This window comes from Pantoea sp. paga (assembly GCF_007558755.1).
Classification (GTDB): Bacteria; Pseudomonadota; Gammaproteobacteria; order Enterobacterales; family Enterobacteriaceae; genus Pantoea; species Pantoea agglomerans.
Genome location: NZ_VLTF01000002.1, coordinates 12,953 through 30,378 on the forward strand (window position 1 = coordinate 12,953; position 17,426 = coordinate 30,378).

Here is a 17,426-nt window from a genome sequence, read left to right on the forward strand (position 1 = left end):
TTAAAAACCGGCGGCGCTGCCGTTACTGCGTGGATCGCTTGCGCCCTCAAACATGCCGTTGCTGTGGCGCACAATGGCGCCCGCATGGCCCACGGATTCGCTGAAGTCCGGCAGCAGCTCCACCTCATGTCCCCACAGACGCAGCATCAATACCGTTTGGTCGTCAAAACGACCTTCCAGTTTCAGCGAATCTGATGATTGCCCCCAGGTCCTGCCCAGCAGCCAGCGCGGCGCACTGACCGCCTGTTGTAACGGCAAGCCCTGAATCACATGGCGGGTAAAAATCGCCGCCTGAGTCTGCGGCTGTCCATCCCCGCCCATCGCGCCATACACCAGCGTCCGGCCATCTTTCAGCCGTGCGGCGGCAGGATTCAGGGTATGAAACGGCTGCTTACCGGGTGCCAGGGCCAGCAGATGGTCGGGATCGAGGCTGAAAGCGGCGCCACGGTTCTGCCAGGTGATACCCGTGCCGGGCAGCACCACACCGCTGCCAAATTCGTGATAAATGCTCTGAATAAAGGAGACGGCCAGACCGCTGCTGTCCATCACGCCCATCCAGACCGTATCGCCCGGCCCGCGTCCGTTACCCCATGCCGCGGCCTCACCATCGGTGATCTGGCTGGCGAGCGTGGCAAGGTGATCGCTGTCCAGCAGCGCCTGCAAATCTTCCGTGACGTGACGCGGATCGGTGATGTGTTTGTCGCGCAGCGCAAACGCTTTTTTGGTGGCTTCCACGATACGGTGCACCGTCTGCGCATCGTCAGCCTCCGCCATCTCCAGCCGATCGGTGATGCCCAGGATCGCCAGCGACACCATGCCCTGCGTTGGCGGGGTGATATTCCAGATATCACCTTCGCTGTGGGAGAGATGCAGCGGCGTCGTGCGGCGGGCGCGATGCTGCTGCAGATCGGCCAGCGTCACCGGCATGCCCAGCGTAGCCATCCCATCGGCCATATGGTGAGCCAGCGGGCCGCGATAAAAGCTCTCGAGCCCCTCTTCAGTAAGCTGGCTCAGGGTGTTTGCCAGGGCGGGCTGGGTAAAACGGCTGCCTGGCTGCGGCACGTTGCCGTCAGGCATAAAGGTGGCGCTGAAGCCGGGCTGATGCTGCAATTCACTGCGGAACGTCGCGGTGGCGGCGCTCTGTGAGGCGGTCACCGGAATACCGTCGGCGGCGTAGCGAATCGCATCGCGTAACAGACGTGCCAGCGGCAGCGGTGGGGTGCCCATCTCAGCCGAGAGATTCAGTGCCTCCTGCCAGCCGCTGACCGTACCGGCCACGGTCAGCGCCGCTTTCGGCCCGCGATGCGGAATCTTAGGGTGATCGGCGTAGAAATCGTGATGAGCCAGCGAACCGGCTGCGCCGCTGGCGTCGATAGCGACAGGATCGCCGCCAGGCGGCAGAATCAGCCAGAAACCATCACCGCCCAGTCCATTCATATGCGGGTAGACCACGGCGATGGTCGCGGCAGCGGCCACCATCGCTTCAATGGCATTACCGCCATCACGCAGTACCGCGAGTGCGCTTTCACTCGCCAGATGGTGTGGCGTCACCGCCATCCCCTGCGGGGCCATATTGCTTTGAATCATCTTTTTCTCGTTCTTCGGGTAACAGAACCCATATCAAAGCAAGAGCTGTTCCAGTTTTCACCCTCAGCTGACAATGCGCCGGTTAACCTGGCGTAAATTGTGCTAGCTTCTGCTGAAACAAAAGTTACAGGACGGGTTATGAAACAGCTTGATGAACGACTCAGAAGTCACTATCCCCAGCTCTCTCCGCAGGAGCAGCGCATTGCCGACTTCGTGTTTGACCACTTCGATGACCTGATCAGCTACAACAGTGCCGAGCTGGCGCGGCTCAGCGGCGTGTCGAAAGCCACTGTCAGCCGGCTGTTTAAGCGTCTGGGCTATGAAAAGTACAAGGATATGCGTGATGAGCTACGCATCCTGCGCCAGAGCGGCATGCCACTGACCGATAATCGTGATGCGGTGCAGGGCAATACGCTGCTGGCGCGACACTACAAGCAGGAGATGGCTAACCTGACGCAGTGGGTGAACAGTCTGGATGCCCGGCACTTTAATGAGGTTATTCAGCAGCTGGCGCAGGCAAAACGCGTCTTTATCATCGGCATGCGCAACGCCTATCCGGTGGCGCTGCATCTGCGGCAGCAGCTGGTGCAGGCGCGTTCGCAGGTACATATCCTGCCGCAGCCGGGCCAGACGCTGGCTGAGGAGCTGGTGGATATTACGCCGGAGGATATGGTGGTTGTGATGGCCTTCCGTCGTCGTCCCCGCATCATTCGCCCGCTGATGCAGCAGTTGCAGGCGGCCGGTATCCCGCTGCTGGCGCTGTGTGAGCCGCAGGCGCAGACGGTGATTGCGCTGGCGCGCTGGCAGCTCTGTACGCCGCTGGACAGCGTTTCCGCCTTCGACAGTTATGGCTCAGCCATGAGCCTGGTTAACCTGATTGCCAATGCACTGCTGCATGAAATGCTGGCGCAGGGACGCCAGCGCATTCATCAGATCGCCGACCTTTATCAGCGGTTTGACGAGCTGGAGCACCGCTAACAGGCACCGTTTTGGTGCTTTGCCCCATTTCAGAACAGACTTTCCCCCGGCGTAGTCGTCCCGATTACGCCAGATTTCAGCTGAATGCTTTGCCGCTTAACCCTTTTTCTGTAGCCGTTCGGGTTGGCACATTAGTTGCAAATTGCATCTAAAAGAATCTTTTGTTTCACGTTAATCTCACCGGGGTGCATAATGAAAAAAGTTTTGATGGCGGTTGCGACAGCGGCATTACTGATGGCACAAGCGGGAAGCGCGCTGGCCGATCAACTGCAGGACATCCAGAAACGCGGCGTCATTCGCATCGCCGTGCCGCAGGATTTCCCGCCGTTTGGCTCGGTTGGTACCGATCTGCAGCCGCAGGGGTATGACATCGACACGGCCAGATACCTGGCAAAGCAGATGAAACTTAAGTTGCAGTTGGTGCCGGTCAGCAGTGCCAACCGCGTGCCTTATCTGCAAACCGACAAGGTCGACCTGGTCATCTCCAGCATGGGTAAAAATGCCGAGCGGGAAAAAGTGATCGACTTCACCCGCGCCTATGCGCCGTTCTTCCTGGGCGTATTCGGGCCGAAAGGCGATGAAATCAAAGCGGCGTCTGCCCTGAGCGGCAAATCGATTGGCGTAACACGCGGTGCGGTAGAGGACATGGTGCTCAGTGACGTTGCGCCGAAAGATGCACAGGTGAAACGCTACGAAGATAACAACACTACCTTGTCTGCGTATCTCTCCGGTCAGGTGCAGTATGTGGCGACCGGCAACCTGGTGGTCGCCGCCATTGCCCGTCAGAATCCGGCTAAAGCGCCGGTGGCGCAGTTTATGCTGAAAGATTCTCCCTGCTATATCGGCCTGAAGAAAGATCAGCCGGCACTGAAAGCGAAAGTGAATGCGCTGATTGAGCAGGGCATGAAAGATGGCACCCTGAATAAACTGTCAGAAGAGTGGCTGAAAGCGCCGCTGCCCGCCAACCTCGGCGCCTGAGGAAAGATTCATGACCGGGCAACTTAACTTTCCCGCCCTGTGGCCCTATTGGCCGGAGCTGCTCTCCGGTCTTTGGGTCACCATTCAGCTGACGGTGCTGGCGACCACCGGTGGTGTGGCGCTGGGCATTGCGGGCGCCGCGCTGCGCAGTGGCAGACCCAGCTGGATGAGCCGCCTGTGGGGCATCTATGTCGAGCTGATCCGCAATACGCCGTTTGTGGTGCAACTGTTCTTTATCGTTTTCGGTCTGCCTGCGCTGGGGCTGAAACTCACTGCTGGCGAGGCGGCGCTGCTGGCGATGCTGATCAACCTCGGAGCGTATAGCACCGAGATCATTCGTGCCGGAATACAGGTGACACCCAAAGGGCAGTGGGAAGCGGGACGGGTGCTGGGATTAACCCGCAGCCAGACGTTTCTGCGGGTGGTCTTGCCGCCCGCACTGCAGCGTATTTACCCGGCCCTGGTGAGTCAGTGCATCATCGTGATGCTGGGGTCGTCGGTGGTGTCGCAGGTCTCCTATGAGGAGCTGACCTTCGCCGCCAACCTGATCCAGTCGCGCACCTTCTTAAGTTTTGAGGTCTATCTGGTGACCACGCTGATCTACCTGGCGTTGTCGATTGCGATGCGCCATCTGCTGCTGGCGATTGGCCGTAAATGGTTTGGAGTGCAGCCATCATGATGACGACCTTTACCGACTGGGACATCCTGCGCAACCTGCTGCTGGCGGCACGCTGGACCCTGTTGCTGTCGCTGGTGGCCTTTGTCGGCGGCACGCTGGTGACGCTGCCGCTGCTGTTTATGCGCCTGCTGCAACGCAAATGGTTAACGCGGCTGGTACGCGGTTACACCGCGCTGTTTCAGGGCACACCGCTGCTGATGCAGCTGTTCCTAGCGTTTTTCGGCGTCGGCCTGTTCGGCATTGATGTTGCGCCGTGGACGGCGGCCTCGCTGGCGCTGACCTTCTACACCAGCGCCTTTCTGGTCGATATCTGGTACGGCAGCATCCGTGCCCTGCCAAAAGGCCAGTGGGAAGCGTCGCGCTGTCTCGGCCTGACCTTTGGTCAGACGCTGTGGCGGGTGGTTGCGCCGCAGGCGATCCGCATCGGTATCGCGCCGACGGTGGGGTTTGCTGTCCAGGTGATCAAGGGCACCGCGCTGGCGTCAATTATCGGTTTTATCGAGCTGACCAAAGCGGGCACCATTCTGAACAACGTGACCTATCAGCCGTTTAAAGTCTTTGGGCTGGTGGCGCTGGGCTACTTCCTGATGTGTTATCCGCTGTCTCGCTACAGCCAGTATCTGGAGAAAAAATTCAATGCCGCTCATCACCATTAATCAGGTGCAAAAATATTACGGCGACAACCATGTGTTGAAAGGCGTGGATCTGGATATCGACATGGGCGAGGTGATCTCAATCATCGGTCGCAGCGGATCGGGTAAAAGCACGCTGCTGCGCTGCATGAACGGGCTGGAAGGCTATCAGGAGGGCAGCATCAAGCTCGGCGGTATGACGATTACCGATCGCGACTCGCAGGCGCGTGAAATCAGCCGCTCGGTCGGGATGGTATTTCAGAGCTTCAACCTGTTCCCGCACATGACGGCACTGGAGAACGTGATGCTGGCGCCGCGCCGGGTGCTGAAAAAAAGCGAGGCCGAGTGCCGGGCGCTGGCGGCGCAGATGCTGGAGAAGGTCGGGCTGGGCGAGCGTCTCAACTACTATCCTGCCAGCCTCTCCGGCGGTCAGCAGCAGCGCGTGGCGATCGCCCGTGCACTGGCGATGACGCCGAAAGTTTTACTCTGTGATGAGATCACCTCCGCGCTCGATCCCGAGCTGGTGGGCGAAGTGCTCAAAGTTCTGGAGCAGTTGGCGTCAGAAGGAATGACGCTGATCCTCGTCACGCATGAAATGAGCTTCGCCCGCGACGTGGGCGATCGTGTGGTCTTTATGCATCAGGGGCGCGTCTGGGAGCAGGGCGACAGTAAGACGCTGTTTGCTCAGCCGCAGTCACCGGAGCTGAAGCAGTTTATCTCTTCGGTTCGCCTCTGATTCTGAAAAAGGAAATTACGATGGATATTAATCACTACCCGCAACTTAACCCGCCACAGCGTCTGTTGATGGGGCCAGGACCGATCAACGCCGATCCACGCGTGCTGCGCGCCATGTCGAGTCAGTTGCTGGGGCAGTACGATCCTGCGATGACCCACTACATGAATGAAGTGATGGCGCTCTATCGCGGCGTGTTTCGCACAGAGAACCGCTGGACGTTGCTGATTGACGGCACCTCTCGCGCCGGTATCGAATCGATTCTGCTGTCATCGATCCGGCCTGGCGACAAAGTGCTGGTACCGGTGTTTGGCCGCTTTGGTCATCTGCTGTGCGAAATTGCCCGCCGCTGTCGGGCGGAAGTGCACACCATTGAAGTGCCGTGGGGCGAAGTCTTTACTCCCGACCAGATTGAAGATGCGATCAAAAAAGTGCGGCCGCGCCTGCTGCTGACCGTGCAGGGCGATACCTCAACCACCATGCTGCAGCCGCTTGAGCAGCTGGGAGCGATCTGCAAACAGTATGGCGTGCTGTTCTACACCGATGCCACCGCGTCGCTGGCGGGTAACGCGCTGGAAACGGACGCCTGGGGACTCGATGCCGTATCCGCGGGGATGCAGAAATGCCTGGGTGGTCCATCGGGCACCTCGCCGATCACGCTGAGTGCAGAGATGGAAGCGGTGATCCGCAAACGCAAATGCGTAGAGCAGGGGATCCGCACCGAGGCGCATCAGGATGGCGAAGAGGAGATGATCTACTCCAACTATTTTGATCTCGGCATGATCATGGATTACTGGGGGCCGGAGCGGCTCAACCACCATACCGAAGCGACCAGCGCGCTGTTTGGCGCGCGCGAGTGCGCCCGTCTGATCCTGCAGGAGGGGCTGGACAACGGCATCGCCCGTCACAAACTGCACGGTGAAGCATTGCTGAAAGGCATTCAGGGGATGGGGCTGGAAACCTTCGGCGACCTGAAACACAAAATGAACAATGTGCTGGGCGTGATGATCCCGTCCGGCGTAAACGGCGATCAGGTACGCAAACTGATGCTGGAAGATTTCGGCATTGAGATTGGCACCTCGTTTGGCCCGCTGCATGGCAAGGTGTGGCGCATCGGCACCATGGGTTATAACGCGCGCAAAGATTGCGTGATGCAGACTCTTTCCGCGCTGGAAACGGTGCTGACCTATGTCGGCTATCGCACGCCGCAGGGTGCCGCCGCGCAGGCCGCCTGGGATCACTACGGGAGCCACGCATGATGATGAGCGCCAGCGAAGCCCTGGCCGCTGCACAGCGCGTTATGGCGCGCTGCGATGCGCTGGCAGCGATCAGCGAAACAGCCGAGGGGCTGACCCGCGTCTACCTCTCACCCGAACATCTGCGCGCCAACGCCTGTGTCGGTGAGTGGATGCAGGCGGCGGGGATGCAGGTGTGGCAGGATGAGGTCGGCAATATCTGTGGGCGCTACGAGGCGGCAGAAACGGGTGCACCCGCGTTACTGCTTGGCTCGCATCTCGACACGGTGCGCAACGCCGGTCGCTATGACGGCATGCTGGGCGTGCTCAGCGCGATTGAAACCGTGCAGTGGCTTAACGAACATCAGCGCCGCTTACCGCTGGCGATTGAAGTTATTGGCTTTGGCGACGAAGAGGGCACCCGTTTTGGTATTACGCTGCTCGGCAGCCGTGGTATTACCGGCAGCTGGCCGCAAAGCTGGGTGACGCATCCTGACGGTAACGGCATTACCGTGGCGCAGTCGATGGCGGATGTCGGGCTCGACAGCGACAAGATCGCATCTGCGGTGCGGCGGGTTGAGGATATCGTCGGTTATCTTGAACTGCACATCGAGCAGGGCCCCTGCCTGGAGCAGGAGGATCTGGCGCTCGGTGTGGTCACGGCCATCAACGGTGCGCGCCGCCTCAACTGCCGTTTCACCGGAGAAGCGGGCCACGCGGGCACGGTGCCGATGACCCACCGCAAAGATGCGCTGGCTGCCGCTGCCGAGTGGATGGTATTTATCGAGCAGACTACTCGTGAGCAGGACCCACAACTGGTCGCCACCGTCGGTACGATTAACTGTGCGCCGGGGGCGGTAAATGTAATCCCTGGCGAGGTATCGCTGTCGCTGGACGTGCGCGGTCCGCTGGACAACCCGCTGGAGACACTGCTCTCCAGCCTGTTAACCCAGGCGGAGGCGATTGCGCTGCGGCGTGGACTCCGCTTTGAGTCGAACGAATATTATCGCATCGGTGCCACCGCCTGTGACTCCGCGCTGCAGCAGGCGCTGAGTCATGCGGTGGAAACGGTGCAGGGTCGCAGCCTGTCACTGCCGAGCGGCGCCGGGCACGACGCCATCGCTATCGCTGAACGCTGGCCGGTCGGCATGTTATTTGTGCGTAACCATCGCGGTATCAGCCACCATCCGGCGGAGTCCGTCGCGGTGGCTGATGTGGCGCCTGCACTGCAGGCTTATTTACAGGCGGTCTCGCTGATTGCTGAACGGAGCTGAACATGGAATTAGCCGCATTTAATCAGCTGTCGGCTGATGAGGCGAAGGCGGCCATCCGGCATTGTGTCGCCATCCCGCACTGGCAGCAGTCGCTGGTAGTGGCCCGGCCTTTTGACACCCTGGATGCGCTACGGGCAACCGCCGATGCACTGGCCCGCCAGTGGCAGCAGCCTGAGCTGGAGGCAGCACTGTCGGCGCATCCGCGCATTGGCGAACGCGCGAACGGCGCGGATAAAGAAGCGGCACTTTCACGCGGAGAGCAGTTTGCGATGCAGCAGGCCGACAGCGCTTTGCAGCAGGCGATGCAGCAGGGGAATCAGGCGTATGAAGCCCGTTTTGGCCGGGTGTTTCTGATTCGCGCTAAAGGGCGCAGCGGCGAGCAGATGCTGGCAGAGTTGCAGCGTCGGTTGCAGAATAGCGATCCTGCCGAGCAGCAGGAGGCGCTGGATCAGCTGCGTGAAATTACCCTGTTACGCCTGAAGGAGACGATTCAATGAGTACTGTTACCACCCATATTCTGGACACTTCGCTGGGCAAACCGGCCAGCGGTGTAGCGATTTCACTTGAGCAGAACAGCCCGGAAGGGTGGTTTCCGATTTCACAGGGTGAAACCGACAGCGACGGGCGTCTGAGAGATCTCACGCCCGAGCCGCTGACGCCGGGCCACTACCGTTTAACGGCAGAAATCGGCGACTATTTTGCCGCCGCTGGTCGGGATGCACTCTACGTCAGCGCGCAGATCGATTTTATGATTGCCGAAGCGGGCAGTCATTTTCATCTGCCGTTTCTGATTTCGCCCTGGTCGTGGTCAACCTATCGCGGCAGTTAATGGGCGGGCTGACTGCCCGCCCTGAATTCACAGCGAAAAGCGATCCGCATCCTGCCAGGCCGGGAAGCGCTCGCGATAAGCATTCAGTGCGTCCAGCGACAGCTCTGCGTCCAGCCTGGCGCGCTGATGCGGCTCAGCCGCGCTGAGGATCTCGCCCTGCGGTGAAATAATCTGGCTGTCGCCGCTGTATTCATGCTGATTGCCATCACTGCCGACGCGGTTACAGCCTGCCACATAAGCCTGATTTTCAATCGCCCGCGCCAGCAGCAGCGCCTGCCAGTGCAGTGCACGCGGTGCAGGCCAGTTGGCGACATAGAGCGCCAGATCGTAATCGTTGCGGTTGCGCGAGAAGACCGGGAAACGCAGGTCGTAACAGATTTGCGGCAGGATGCGCCAGCCGCGCCACTCAAACACCTGACGCTGTTCGCCTGGCAGATAGTGGTGATGCTCGTCCGCCATGCGGAACAGGTGGCGCTTGTCATACTGATGCAGCGTGCCGTCCGGCTCCACCAGCAGGAAGCGGTTTACCGCGCCGTGTTCGGTCTGAATCGCCGCACTGCCGCCGACCAGGGCATCGTTGCGACGGGCATGCTGATGCAGCCACTCCACCACCTGCGCCTGTGGCAGCGAGCTTTTCGCCGCTTCCATTGCAAAGCCGGTGGTAAACATCTCTGGCAGTAAAATCAGATCGCGCCCGTTGAGTCCATCCAGCTGCTCGTCAAAATGGCGCAGGTTGGCCTCGCCATCCATCCAGCTCAGCGTCTCCTGCAGTAACGTGATTTTTAAAGCTGACATAAGCGCTCCGCGGCGGCATCTAATGTCGCCGGCTGTTTGGCAAAACAGAGGCGGATCAGTTTATGAGGAAAGGGATCGGCGCAGAACACCGACAGAGGGATCGCGGCAACGCCCACTTCGCGGGTCAGCCACTGGCAGAAACTGACATCATCCAGATCGGAGATGGCGCTGTAATCGACCAGCAAAAAGTAGGTACCTTCGCAGGGGAGTACCTTAAAGCGGCTGCTGCTTAGCGCCGTTGCCAGCCGATCGCGACGGTCGCGATAAAACGCTGGCAGCTCAAGATAGTGCTCCGGATGCTCACGCAGCATATCGGCAATCGCCAGCTGCGCCGGCGTATTCACGGAGAAGGTCAGATACTGATGCACCTTGCGCAGTTCCGCGCTGATCGCGGCAGGGGCAATGCAGTAGCCCACTTTCCAGCCGGTCATATGGAAGGTCTTACCAAATGATGACACCGCGATGGCACGCTGGCGCAGTTCGGGATGTGCCAGCACGCTGGCGTGGCCCGCCTGATCAAAGCAGATGTGCTCATAGACTTCGTCGCTCAGCACATAGACCGGCCGCGCAGCAATCGCCTGCCACAGCGCGGCGAAATCCTGCTGCTGCCAGACGGTGGCGGAAGGATTGTGCGGCGTATTCAGGATCACCAGCCGGGTTTTATCACTCAGCAGCGCAGCAAACGCCTGCCAGTCCACCCGGAAAGCGGGCGGCTGCAGCGTAATGCGTTTCATCACGCCGCCCGACAACTCTACCGCAGGCGCATAGCTGTCGTAGCTGGGATCAAAGCAGATCACCTCATCGCCCGGCCGCACCAGCGCGGTAATCGCCGCATAAAGCGCTTCGGTTGCGCCCGCCGTCACCGTAATCTCCGTTTCGACATCAGGACGATAGTCATAAAGCCGCGCGGTTTTCTCTGCTATCGCCTCACGTAACGGCAGCGCACCGGTCATCGGCGCATACTGGTTCGCGCCCTGGCTGACGTGATACGCCAGCCGCTGCTGCAGATAGTCCGGGCCGCTAAAATCAGGAAAGCCCTGAGAGAGATTGATAGCGTTATGCTGCTGCGCCAGCGCACTCATCTGGCTGAAAATGGTGGTGCCGAGCAAAGGGAGTTTACTCTCGGGGATCAGGTTGTGCTGCGTCATGATGTCATGCCTTAAGCGCGAAGATTGATGCGGTGTCACCCGGTGTTTGTGCCACTATAAACAGGATGGTAGTATTTGGCAATCAAGACGCTTAGATGGCTAAATGCGTCATGCTCCACACCTCAGCTTCGTTAGCTTCGTTTGCTTACCCCGGTCACTGACGAGTGTCAGCTCCCGGGGATGCGCGCACTTGCTGCCTTGCTGAGATGCGGATCATTTAGCATTTACAAGCGTCATGCTACGGGCGTCAGCGGCGTTGGCTGCACTTACTTACCCCGGTCACTGACGAGTGTCAGCTCCCGGGGATGCGCGCACTTGCTGCCTTGCTGAGATGCGGATCATCTGGCAGGACCCGGAGAGTATGGCTCAGCAGCCAGGCACCAGACCCACAAAATTCTGACAACAACAGTACAGCCTGATGCTGGTCGCTCCACTCTCCGTCTGCTGGTGTATCCAACACGGGGATATCAGGGCTTCTTCGCCTGTTGTCAGGAATGCCTGATCATTGGGAACATAACGGCAGCGTAAAAGGGACATTATGCTTCATTACAGTCAGGCAAAGTCACTGGATGACATCTACCTTGAGGACATTCCCCACATTATCCATCCGGAAACGGCGGCACGAGATCTTGCAAATACTGCGTTGCCAAACCGCATCATCCACGAGTGGAATTTGCCGCAGGGCTATACCCTTTTTGTCAGCCGGTATCACAAGTTCCACTGGCAACGTCCCTGGGTGGCATATCGTGACACGCTGGACGACATCAAATCCGGGGTGCTCGTTCTGCTGAGACAAAATATCACCGGCTATGCCATCTCTGGCGTTCTGACAACATCTGGCGGCCTTCTCGATAACCTGCCACTGTTACTTCGAACCCGGCTCAATCACCTCATATCCCGGCAACTGAAACGCCCGGTATATCACGTCCGTCCTGCTGCACCGGTGCAACACGCTCAGTCAGCAAAAACCATCAACAGCAAAGCCGCGGGCCGGCTGTTGGCTGCTGGCGGAATTTATAACGGCAATATCGAGGGATTTAGAAAGACCGCCGGACAGCTCGGCGGCGATGCTCCAGCCGGTTTCGATCAGGTCATGGATAACAAAGGTCTGCTCATTACCGGCGCCTCTGTAGCGGCAGGTCTTGCAATGGGTAATCCGGGAACGGTAAGCGAATTAGAAAAGCTGTCTGCGTTATCAAAAGTACCTAAGCCACCTCCATCAGAATTTGTTAATTTTGAAACCAGACAGCTACAGAAGAAATTCAAGCACGCTGTGGATTTCAACCTGTCGGGCACTCCAGATGCCGAAGGGTTGAAGTCATATGAACAGGCACTCAAAGCGCATATAGATGATCCACTGACACAACAAATCGCCGGTAAATACCGATGGAATCAGGATGTTAACCACTACTACAATCCTGAAACTAAAATTGATGTAATGACTAAACCTGATGGTAATTTCATCTCTGGATGGAAGTTATCCGAAACTCAAATTTCCGATCTGAAAGGTGAAGGTAATGTCTACTGATCAAAGCGAAGCAGATATGTTAGCCCTAATCGATTCGTTTGTTTCAGGTGCTGTGTCGGCGCCAGAGTTTGAGGAAAAATACCTGAACGCATGGCGTGAACACAGAGCTGCTGATACAGCGGATAAACAAAACAAAGATACACAACGTTATTTTGACTCGGTATTCTCAGCTGTTGATGCTTATTGCTCTAATCCTGACCTGATTGACGAAGATGACTTAGATGCTCAGGGTCTGTTTGATTACGTCGTGAATTTAAGAAAAACCTGGGAAGAGTCACTCCTGGCTTGATGGCCTGAGTGAACTGAACATCACATCCCTGACCGTTATCTGAGCCACCCGGAATCCTATTTCACCGCAAGGAACTTTTATGTCGCAGAGTCTTCCATTAGATCAGCTGGTCGCCGCCTGTCACTGGATTGGCGCGAAAGGCTGGGCACCGGCCACCGGCGGAAATATGTCTGTGCGCCGCGATGAACATGTCTGCCTGCTGAGTGAATCGGGCAAAGATAAAGGCACGCTGACGCGGGATGACTTTATCGAGGTCGATATTGCTACCAGCCAGTCGCTCTCTGGCCGTAAGCCGTCGGCAGAAACGGGTCTGCACACAATGATCTATCGACTCTTTCCCGAGGCGGGCGCGGTGCTGCATACCCACACCGTGAATGCGACGGTGCTGTCGCGGGTAGAGCAGGGTGCGGCGCTGCTGCTGCACGGCTATGAGATGCAAAAATCGTTAAGTGGCCAGCACACCCATCTGGATACGCTGGCCATTCCTGTGTTCGACAACAGCCAGGACATTGCGGCGCTGGCGTCAGAAATTGAAGATTACGCTGCCCGCTTTCCGCTGCGTTACGGCTTTCTGCTGCGCGGTCACGGCTTAACCTGCTGGGGCCGGGATGTCAGCGAAGCACGCCGTCATCTGGAAGGTCTGGAATTTTTATTTGAATGTGAACGTCAACGTCGCCTGCTGGAGAGAGCATGATTCGCGCCATTGTTACGGATATCGAAGGCACCACCAGCGATATCCGTTTTGTACATAACATCCTGTTTCCCTACGCCCGTCAGCATCTGGCGAGCTTCCTGCGTGAAAATGCGCATCAGCCTGACGTCGCCGCAGCGCTGCAATCGGTGCGAGAGGAGGCTGGACAGCCGCAGGCTGATCTGGCCGCGGTGACAGAGATTCTGCTGGGGTTTATGGACCAGGATCGCAAATCAACCGGCCTGAAAGCGCTGCAGGGCATGATCTGGCGCGATGGCTATCTTAACGGCAGTTTTACCGGTCATCTCTATCCCGACGTCCTGCCTGCACTGAGCCGCTGGAAGGCGCAGGGCATTGAACTGTATGTATATTCCTCCGGCTCGGTTGCGGCGCAGAAATTGTTATTTGGCTACAGCGACGAAGGTGATATTACTGACCTCTTCAGCGGCTATTTTGATACGCACGTAGGTGCCAAACGCGAAGTCGCAGCCTATCGCGCTATCGCCGCTGAAATTGGTCAGCCAGCGGAGCAGCTGCTGTTTCTCTCCGATATTCATCAGGAGCTGGATGCCGCCGCTGAGGCGGGCTGGCAGACGCTGCAACTACTGCGTGGCGATGCGGACGCCGAGAGCCGCCATCGTCAGGTGACAGATTTTTCCCAGATTAACCCGGAGTCGATTTAGGATGAGCGCACTGACTATTTTTACCGACCGCGAAGCCAGCCAGCCGGTGTGGCACAGCACCGACGCGGAAGAAATTCGTGAACGCCTGAGCACCAAAGGAGTCCGTTTTGAGCGCTGGGAAGCCGATCGCGATCTGGGTGAAAATCCGGATCCCGAAACGGTGATCAACGCCTATCAGCATGCGATCGATCGGCTGGTGGCAGAGAAGGGCTATCAGAGCTGGGATGTGATCAGCATGCGCGCCGATAATCCGCAGAAAACCGTGCTGCGCGAGAAGTTCCTCTCTGAACATACGCACGGCGAAGATGAGGTGCGTTTCTTTGTTGAGGGGGCCGGACTCTTCTGTCTGCACCTGGATGGCGAAATCCTGCAGATCCTCTGCGAAAAAAACGATCTGATCTCGGTACCTGCGGGAACACCACACTGGTTTGATATGGGATCGTCACCGCACTTCACGGCTATCCGTATTTTCGATAATCAGGAAGGCTGGGTAGCGAACTTTACCGGCGATAAGATTGCGGATGCCTATCCGCGTCTGGCGTAAACCGCCCGTCGTTTTGGCAAGACGTTTGCCGTGAGCGGCAAACGCCTTGCAGACCGCTATTGTGGCTGGAAAATGCCACTCTGTACCTGGTCAGGCGTGACTACCCCGGTGTCCAGTACCCAGCCGCTGATCAGGGTGGCGGGCGTGACATCAAACGCCGGGTTAAAGACCTTCGCCGCTTCCGGCGCCCACTGCACGCTGCCAAAACTGCCGGCAACGCCCGTTACTTCACTGGCGGCGCGCTGCTCAATAGGAATCGCTGTGCCGTCCGGACAGCTGCGATCCAGCGTGGTATGCGGGGCCGCCACGTAAAACGGAATCTGATGATAATGGGCCAGCACCGCCAGGCTGTAGGTGCCGATTTTATTCGCCACATCGCCGTTGGCGGCAATGCGGTCAGCGCCTACCCATACGGCATCGACCTCTCCACGGGCCATCAGGCTGGCGGCCATGGAATCGGTAATCAGGGTGTAAGGAATCGCCAGCTCGCCCAGCTCCCAGGCGGTTAACCGGCCGCCCTGTAACAGCGGACGGGTTTCATCAACCCAGACATTCTTAATCAGCCCCTGCTGATGGGCGCGGGCAATCACGCCAAGGGCGGTGCCCACACCGGCGGTGGCCAGTCCGCCGGTATTGCAGTGGGTCAGCAGCTGGCTGCCGGGTTTCACCCGCGTACAACCCGCGTCAGCGATGGCGTCACACAGCTGCTTATCTTCCTGCACCAGCCGCCAGGCTTCCTCTGCCAGTGCGGGGGCAAAGTCCGGCTGCGCCAGCGCCAGTTTCATCCGGTCCAGATTGTTCATCAGATTGACAGCGGTAGGGCGGGCGGCGCGCAGGGTCTCCAGCGCCTGCGCCAGTTCAGCGCGCGTCTGCCCCTGTTCTGCCAGCAACGCCAGCAGCAGCGAGGCGGAAAGGCCGATCAGCGGCGCACCGCGCACCCGCAGCGCATGAATATGTTCAATCAGCTGGGGCACGCTGTGCGCGGGCAGCCAGTTCTTTTGCTGCGGCAGTGCCTGCTGATCCAGAATCCAGAGCTGATTGTCACGAACCTGTAAGCTGGTGGTTTGAAGTGTCTGCATTGTGGGTGAAATCCATGTTGCGTTAATGATACCTATTGTGCCAACATGCTGAACGGATGTATAGACGTCTGAACGGCTTATTACACCCAGGTTATCCCCCTTCGATTGATGAGGAACAGGCAATGTCGCAATACCGTACCTTTACTGCTGCTGATGCTGTGGAATATGCCCGACAATTTGGCGGCGTGGACAATCCTGCCGCGCTGAGCAGCGCAGAAGAGATTGGTGATGGCAACCTCAACCTGGTGTTTAAAATTTATGACGATCAGGGCAACAGCCGGGTAGTGGTCAAGCAGGCGCTGCCCTATGTGCGCTGTGTGGGTGAGTCGTGGCCGCTGACGCTGGATCGGGCGCGGCTGGAAGCGCAGACCCTGGTCGAACATTACAAATATTGTCCGCAGCACACGGTGAAGATCACCCATTACGATGCGGAGCTGGCGGTGATGGTAATGGAAGATCTCTCCACTCATCGTATCTGGCGCGGCGAGCTGGTGAAGGGCGCTTATTACCCGGAAGCGGCTCAGCAGTTAGGCGACTATCTGGCACAAACCCTGTTTCATACCTCCGATTTCATCCTGCATCCGCACCAGAAAAAAGCGGAAGTAGCGCGTTTCATTAATCCGGAAATGTGTGAAATCACCGAAGATCTTTTCTTTAACGATCCCTATACCGACCATGAGCGCAATAGCTATCCCGAAGCGCTTGAACCGCTGGTCGCCAGCCTGCGTAATGACGATGCACTGCGCATTGCGGTGGGCGGTCTCAAGCATCGTTTCTTTGCCCACGCTGAAGCGCTGTTGCATGGTGATATTCACAGCGGATCGATTTTCGTTGCTGATGGCAGCCTGAAAGCGATTGATGCGGAGTTTGGCTATTTTGGTCCCATCGGTTTTGATGTCGGCACCGCCATTGGCAACCTGCTGATTAACTACTGCGGCCTGCCGGGTCTGCTGCCACCGCGTGAGGCCGCCGATGCACGTGAGCAGCGCCTCAGCGATGTGCATACGATCTGGACTACCTTTGCCGCGGGCTTTCTGGCACTGGCGGCAGAGAAAACCCGCGATGAGGCACTGGCTTATCCAGGCTATGCTGAGGCGTTTCTGCGTAAAGTATGGGCAGATACCATCGGTTACTGCGGCACCGAACTGATTCGCCGCACGGTGGGGATGTCACACGTGGCGGATATGAAGCTGATTGCCGATCCGGCGATGCGTACCGACTGCATCCGTAATGCAATTAATCTGGGACGCACGCTGATTCTGGCAGCCGATCATGTAGAAGACGCGGATGCGCTGATTGCCCGCATCCGTCAGGCAGGATAAAAAAGCCGAGGTGATGTTTGATGCCAGTCAGTTAAGCGACAGGTGATAACGCAGTCTGGTGCCGGGCAGGGGCTGGCGGTCCTCGCGCCGCTGCGCGGTTCCTTCACTTCATTCGCCTGCCTGACGGACCGTCGGGGATGGCACATCCTGTGCCGCCCCGCCTTTCGCCCGCGTCCTGCGGGCTCTCCTGGCAGACTCATTCTGTTCAGCGCTGCGGATTGCCTGCTCCTGATCGCCACCAGCCTGCCCGGCAGCAGCAGAGGTGCGCTGGCCCGCATGCGGCTCGCTTGCCAAAAAAAAGCTGCCACGTTTGACCGTGACAGCCTTTACAAATCTAATCTTAACTGTTCAGCATTACGACGTGATGTCGGCTTTCCTCTTCTGACCCTATTCCCTGCGCTTTGGGCTTAATTATTGCGGTC

Annotated in this window: 20 protein-coding genes; 15 read left to right on the plus strand and 5 right to left on the minus strand. The window is 58.3% G+C overall.

Annotated elements, in window-relative coordinates; genetic code table 11:
* Positions 1-1,587, minus strand: coding sequence for a gamma-glutamyltransferase family protein (locus tag FOV68_RS05600; protein WP_143790548.1), 1,587 nt, complete (start codon positions 1,585-1,587; stop codon positions 1-3).
* Positions 1,588-1,725: 138 nt separating this feature from the next.
* Here FOV68_RS05600 and hpxU point away from each other — a divergent pair, with 138 nt between their 5' ends.
* The 9 genes from hpxU to uraH all read left to right on the plus strand — a co-directional run bounded on the left by hpxU (position 1,726) and on the right by uraH (position 8,925).
* Positions 1,726-2,565, plus strand: coding sequence for a MurR/RpiR family transcriptional regulator HpxU (gene hpxU / locus FOV68_RS05605; RefSeq protein ID WP_143990476.1), 840 nt, complete (start codon positions 1,726-1,728; stop codon positions 2,563-2,565).
* A 192-nt stretch (positions 2,566-2,757) separates the two neighbouring features.
* A complete protein-coding gene (locus FOV68_RS05610) occupies positions 2,758-3,543 on the plus strand; it encodes a transporter substrate-binding domain-containing protein (RefSeq protein WP_143990477.1) in 786 nt (261 codons plus the stop codon).
* A 10-nt stretch (positions 3,544-3,553) separates the two neighbouring features.
* Positions 3,554-4,222, plus strand: coding sequence for an amino acid ABC transporter permease (locus FOV68_RS05615; protein WP_010255155.1), 669 nt, complete (start codon positions 3,554-3,556; stop codon positions 4,220-4,222).
* Complete coding sequence (locus tag FOV68_RS05620; protein ID WP_031590401.1) at positions 4,222-4,878, plus strand: amino acid ABC transporter permease; 657 nt, start codon at positions 4,222-4,224, stop codon at positions 4,876-4,878. Before FOV68_RS05615 ends, FOV68_RS05620 begins: the two co-directional genes overlap by 1 nt.
* Positions 4,859-5,590 (plus strand): amino acid ABC transporter ATP-binding protein, encoded by a 732-nt coding sequence (locus tag FOV68_RS05625; RefSeq protein ID WP_010671147.1) that lies wholly within the window; start codon positions 4,859-4,861, stop codon positions 5,588-5,590. The genes FOV68_RS05620 and FOV68_RS05625 overlap by 20 nt, the downstream gene beginning before the upstream one ends.
* Before the next feature lie 20 nt (positions 5,591-5,610).
* The gene (locus FOV68_RS05630; protein WP_010671148.1) at positions 5,611-6,846 is read left to right on the plus strand and encodes an alanine--glyoxylate aminotransferase family protein; all 1,236 of its coding nucleotides are present in this window, start codon (positions 5,611-5,613) and stop codon (positions 6,844-6,846) included.
* On the plus strand, positions 6,843-8,096 hold the full coding sequence (hpxK, locus tag FOV68_RS05635) for an allantoate amidohydrolase (RefSeq protein ID WP_143990478.1): 1,254 nt from the start codon (positions 6,843-6,845) through the stop codon (positions 8,094-8,096). The genes FOV68_RS05630 and hpxK overlap by 4 nt, the downstream gene beginning before the upstream one ends.
* A gap of 2 nt (positions 8,097-8,098) precedes the next feature.
* Complete coding sequence (gene uraD / locus FOV68_RS05640) at positions 8,099-8,593, plus strand: 2-oxo-4-hydroxy-4-carboxy-5-ureidoimidazoline decarboxylase (RefSeq protein ID WP_143990479.1); 495 nt, start codon at positions 8,099-8,101, stop codon at positions 8,591-8,593.
* Positions 8,590-8,925, plus strand: a complete 336-nt coding sequence (gene uraH, locus FOV68_RS05645) for a hydroxyisourate hydrolase (protein ID WP_143990480.1) — start codon at positions 8,590-8,592, stop codon at positions 8,923-8,925. The genes uraD and uraH overlap by 4 nt, the downstream gene beginning before the upstream one ends.
* A 27-nt stretch (positions 8,926-8,952) precedes the next feature.
* Here the strand turns inward: uraH and FOV68_RS05650 are convergent, their stop codons facing one another.
* Together FOV68_RS05650 and FOV68_RS05655 are read right to left on the minus strand one after the other, a co-directional pair.
* The gene (locus tag FOV68_RS05650; protein ID WP_010255163.1) at positions 8,953-9,720 is read right to left on the minus strand and encodes an amidohydrolase; all 768 of its coding nucleotides are present in this window, start codon (positions 9,718-9,720) and stop codon (positions 8,953-8,955) included.
* On the minus strand, positions 9,708-10,868 hold the full coding sequence (locus FOV68_RS05655; RefSeq protein WP_045140745.1) for a pyridoxal phosphate-dependent aminotransferase: 1,161 nt from the start codon (positions 10,866-10,868) through the stop codon (positions 9,708-9,710). The genes FOV68_RS05650 and FOV68_RS05655 overlap by 13 nt, the downstream gene beginning before the upstream one ends.
* Before the next feature lie 538 nt (positions 10,869-11,406).
* On the opposite strand from FOV68_RS05655, the gene FOV68_RS23975 reads away from it, so the two are divergent.
* From FOV68_RS23975 to FOV68_RS05680, 5 genes are all read left to right on the plus strand, one after another.
* Positions 11,407-12,396, plus strand: a complete 990-nt coding sequence (locus tag FOV68_RS23975) for a colicin D domain-containing protein (protein WP_186289720.1) — start codon at positions 11,407-11,409, stop codon at positions 12,394-12,396.
* The gene (locus FOV68_RS05665; protein WP_109654062.1) at positions 12,386-12,685 is read left to right on the plus strand and encodes a colicin immunity domain-containing protein; all 300 of its coding nucleotides are present in this window, start codon (positions 12,386-12,388) and stop codon (positions 12,683-12,685) included. The genes FOV68_RS23975 and FOV68_RS05665 overlap by 11 nt, the downstream gene beginning before the upstream one ends.
* 79 nt (positions 12,686-12,764) lie before the next feature.
* Positions 12,765-13,379, plus strand: a complete 615-nt coding sequence (locus FOV68_RS05670) for a methylthioribulose 1-phosphate dehydratase (protein WP_010255165.1) — start codon at positions 12,765-12,767, stop codon at positions 13,377-13,379.
* A complete protein-coding gene (gene mtnC / locus FOV68_RS05675; protein WP_039389545.1) occupies positions 13,376-14,059 on the plus strand; it encodes an acireductone synthase in 684 nt (227 codons plus the stop codon). The genes FOV68_RS05670 and mtnC overlap by 4 nt, the downstream gene beginning before the upstream one ends.
* Position 14,060: 1 nt before the next feature.
* The gene (locus FOV68_RS05680) at positions 14,061-14,603 is read left to right on the plus strand and encodes an acireductone dioxygenase (RefSeq protein ID WP_010671156.1); all 543 of its coding nucleotides are present in this window, start codon (positions 14,061-14,063) and stop codon (positions 14,601-14,603) included.
* A 56-nt stretch (positions 14,604-14,659) separates the two neighbouring features.
* Here FOV68_RS05680 and mtnA read toward each other — a convergent pair whose 3' ends face one another.
* The gene (gene mtnA, locus FOV68_RS05685) at positions 14,660-15,682 is read right to left on the minus strand and encodes an S-methyl-5-thioribose-1-phosphate isomerase (RefSeq protein ID WP_115758903.1); all 1,023 of its coding nucleotides are present in this window, start codon (positions 15,680-15,682) and stop codon (positions 14,660-14,662) included.
* Positions 15,683-15,804: 122 nt separating this feature from the next.
* On the opposite strand from mtnA, the gene mtnK reads away from it, so the two are divergent.
* On the plus strand, positions 15,805-17,004 hold the full coding sequence (gene mtnK, locus FOV68_RS05690) for an S-methyl-5-thioribose kinase (protein WP_031590393.1): 1,200 nt from the start codon (positions 15,805-15,807) through the stop codon (positions 17,002-17,004).
* 108 nt (positions 17,005-17,112) lie between these two features.
* Here the strand turns inward: mtnK and FOV68_RS23980 are convergent, their stop codons facing one another.
* A complete protein-coding gene (locus FOV68_RS23980) occupies positions 17,113-17,298 on the minus strand; it encodes a hypothetical protein (RefSeq protein ID WP_039390743.1) in 186 nt (61 codons plus the stop codon).
* Positions 17,299-17,426: the final 128 nt, after the last annotated feature.